Genomic DNA, 4,011 nt, shown 5'->3' on the forward strand with positions numbered 1-4,011 from the left:
CTTAGCACTTTACCATCAATCTCTACTACCGAACATTTGATGGGCTTTAAAGATAGTATTGCCTACGGCAATAAAGATTTAGTCTTAGTTGATAAAGATGTTATAAATCAGGCTGGTATAGTTATTCCTGGCCCCATACCAGATCTAGAGCTAATTGGATTCGCTGTGATAGGGATCGTTTTAGTGGCTGCTGCAATTGCTAATGAAATCGTTAATTCTGAAGTCAATCTCACGATTAGTACTTTCCCTCAAGATGAAGGATTGGCGATTGGGGATGAAGGATTCGTCCTTCGTCCATCTCAAGCTCCAGAAACAGAACTCTACACCGATCGCAATGGCACTAAAGACTATAATTACAATCGAGTCTTTACGCTGACATGGAAGTTAACCGACTATGCCAACAACGAGGGTCTATGGTATATTGGCGGTCAACTATTAAGTCCAGAAGAGTTACCTGGCAATCAAATTGCGCTCGATGTATTAAATTTAACTGCTGGACAGAAATATTATTGGCAAGGTGAATATGTCAGTGCGAATACGGGCGATCGTGGTCGCTTTGATGGTGGAGAGTTTATAGTTCCCCAACATCAACCTAAAACCAATCCCTTTAAAACTTTTAGCTCTGTTACTATAATTACTCCTGATAGTAATAACTCGGCTGGCGATTTAGCTGGAGTCCAAAAATCACTAGAAATTGCCAAGGGGATTGCGCATAATTTTGAAAGCGAGCGCGATAATGGCACGATTTTAGTCTACAATCCTACCGATAATACTTGGACGGCACCATTAGCAGAATATAGTTCACTGACTAACTCTCGACCAACTAAGTTTGGTGCGCCATTGATTTTAATTGATAATTGGAGTGTAAATTCTGATGCTGAGAGTAGTGGTTTTGCTGAAGCAGCGGCGGATAATTTCTTTGCCGCCTTAGCGAGTTTAAATCAGTCTTATACTGGCAATGTTAAGGATGCACTATTGGAGTCGCCGTTACACTTTATCGGACACGGACGCGGTGCTGTGGTGAACAGTGAGGTGATTCAGCGATTGGGAACTTATTTCCCTCATGCTGGTGGTGTTTATCGAGATCCCGATACTAATACAGTCCTCAGAGGCGATCTTCAGATGACGACGATCGACGTTCATGATTTTGCACAATTTAATCAGGTAAATTATTTCGATCCACAGGTACAGGTTTGGGATAATGTTACTTTTGCTGATAATTATTATCAGACAACTGCTGCCGACAAATTTGAAGGGCGTAAATTAGAGAATAATATTCCGCCAGGATGGTTAGATCTCAATAATAGTATCTCAAGTCGAGCAGATGTGAATGTCGATTTAAGTGGCTATGCGGGATTCACGATCGAAGATTTAGTGAATGGGAAAGATCCTCATCATAATGCTTTGGCTTGGTATGCTGGGACTGCTGATGTGAGTCTGGATGAGAATAATACTGCTTTTGGTACGCGCATCTTCAGACGCAAGGGTGATTTTAGTCAGGATGTCTTTTATGATAATTCGACTTATGTTCCTTGGTATACAAATAATTTAGAGGCACTCGATCCTACTTCTTCTCAGTTAAATGGGGTATCGCATGGCGATCCAGATGGACAATGGGAGGGTGTGGGTACTGGTTGGTATTATTCGGCGATTGGTGGTGGTTATTCGCGGCGGGGTAGTTTACCAGTGAATTTAACTCCGCGTACTCCGATTAAGTATGATAATTCCGCAACTATACGGCAACGTGGGGATTATGCGGTTCCGACTGTGTTTAACGGCAATTTTGACGTACAGTTACGTAAGGCTACCGAACCTATTCCTGGTTGGTTGTTGTCTAGTTCTTCTCCAAGTGTTTCTAACACTCAATTTAATCTAAAAAAATGGTCGGATATTTTACCGAATACATCTCCAGATCTTGATGTATATGCTAATAATTATGCAATTAAGTTAAATAATGGGGATACTCTAACTCATAATCTATCGGTGGTTCCCGATTGGGGTGTGCTGCGATTAGATTTGTATGCTCCTATTGATTCTACATCAAAGGATAATTTTGGTAGTGTGACAGTCACAATTGAGGAAGTTGGTAATTCTTCAAACTCTCAGTCAGAAATTATTAAACTAGAAAATGCCAAAAACTCTACTGCTAAATCTCCTAGAACTAGAGTAGATGGTACAACTTACAATGCAAATATTCCTTCTAGCTATGAAGCAGATATTTATCGGTTGGGTTATGGTGTTAGCGGCTTTGAGACATTTCATGTCAATGTCGATCCAAGTTTAAGAGGGAAATCTGTCAAGATAAAAATTACAACTGACATTGCGGCAACTAGTGCAACTAATGCAATCTACTTGGATAATGTCTTCTTCAAGAGTGAAGCTCTCAAGTGGGGGAATCCTACTAATGCGAGAAATGGTATCGATGCAGACCCAAATAACTACTTAATCGAAAAGCCTCAATATACTTTGTCCTATAATCAGAGCAAAAATACGATTAATTGGGTTGCTTGGAAAGTCAATAAATCTTGGAGTGGTAACGCTAACCGTCCAGTATTTGCTGGATTTGCTTCAGATCCAGAACTAGCCGCCAATAATATAACTCCACAAATTACAGATGCTAATTATGAGAGTAACTATTTAAGGCAAATTCAAGATGGTCAAAGTATTCAAAATTGGGAGAAGGACGAGCAAGGAAACTTTGTATACAAGGGCGAAGATCCACTCGATACTAGCATCAATATTTTTGTCTTGAGTCAAGATCATCAACGTATTGATAGCTATAGGGAAAATGCGGCTGGCAACAGAACTTATGCTAAATACTATCAACTAAATCCAGATCCAACTACACAAGGAGAAATTTACTATCAAGATGATCAAGGATCTAAATATTACTATAAATCTGGTAATTACGATCCTCAAAACCCTCCAGATTCTAACCAAATACTGCCAAATAAACTCTTTGATACCGATCGAGGGCATCTATCTGCTGTAGAAGATCGTAGCCGTAGCAAGAAAGATCTGCTCGCCACATTTTTAACATCTAATCTTATCCCACAACAATCAAATAATAACCAAGGTATTTGGAGATCTCTGGAACAGTATATTCGCAAACCTTTTACAAGTATTCCTAGATTAGATACTTATCTGATTGCTGGTATCGATGATAATTATGATTCATCATCTTTATTGCCCTCTCAAAAATACAAGGGAATCTTTGATGCGACATCTCCATTGATTTCTTTACCAACCCATATATGGAAAGTAATATTAACTGTAGATCGATCGCAAAGTGTTTTACCTGATTATGAAAGTTTAGGAGTATATCTAAACAATACTAATATACCAGGAACGTGGAATCAATATGCTGGCTCGATCGAATCACTTCAAGATAAGATATCTAATCCGAATACTCCAGGAGGATTTAGTTATAACTTTCTAAGTAATCTTTCTGAGATTCAAGCTAGTAAAATTAATGGTACTTTAAAGTATAGACCAAACAGTGCTCCACTATTGGCAGATACCACAACCTCTCTTAGCACTTCATTCATCAATGAAATCAATGAACCTGTTACCAAAGCTCCAGTCATTGTAGAGACCATCCTTGCTAGCTCCAGTGAAAATGCACCTGCTGAAAGTAACATTCAAACAGCCGACATTAATAAAATTGACATTAGTAAAGTTGCATTCGACAAAGTTAACTTCATCCAAATAGGTGTTAGCCCAGATAGTATCGGTAAAATTACATCTTCTAAACCAAGAACTGCAAGTCAGGGAGCTATCATAATCAACAGAGACACTAAAGTCACTTCCAGTAAAATCGACATCACTCCAAATGAAAAACTGCAAATACGTCTCTCTCAGATTGGCATTGCGGATAATAGCTCCGTTCATTTTGACATCAGCCAAGAAACTCCTTTCCAAAGTAATCCCACTGAGGTCACATCCACTGAGATCGACAGCTTCATCCGCTCCAATCCAGACATCTGGAAACTCTCTCTCCCCAGCAGCATA

General features: G+C 39.3%; 1 protein-coding gene and 1 pseudogene. One reads left to right on the forward strand and one right to left on the reverse strand.

All coding sequences use genetic code 11. The features are described 5' to 3' along the window. Positions 1 to 1,122: 1,122 nt before the first annotated feature. Positions 1,123 to 3,381, forward strand: a pseudogene (locus RMO55_RS22370) (DNA/RNA non-specific endonuclease); the annotation flags it as partial. Positions 3,382 to 3,540: 159 nt separating this feature from the next. Here RMO55_RS22370 and RMO55_RS22375 read toward each other — a convergent pair. Beyond that, positions 3,541 to 3,921 carry a pentapeptide repeat-containing protein gene (locus RMO55_RS22375; RefSeq protein ID WP_396134437.1) on the reverse strand — a complete coding sequence of 127 codons (381 nt, stop codon included), beginning with the start codon at positions 3,919 to 3,921 and terminating at the stop codon, positions 3,541 to 3,543. Positions 3,922 to 4,011: the final 90 nt, after the last annotated feature.

This window comes from Chamaesiphon sp. VAR_48_metabat_135_sub (assembly GCF_031418915.1).
In the GTDB taxonomy this organism is placed as follows: domain Bacteria; phylum Cyanobacteriota; class Cyanobacteriia; order Cyanobacteriales; family Chamaesiphonaceae; genus Chamaesiphon.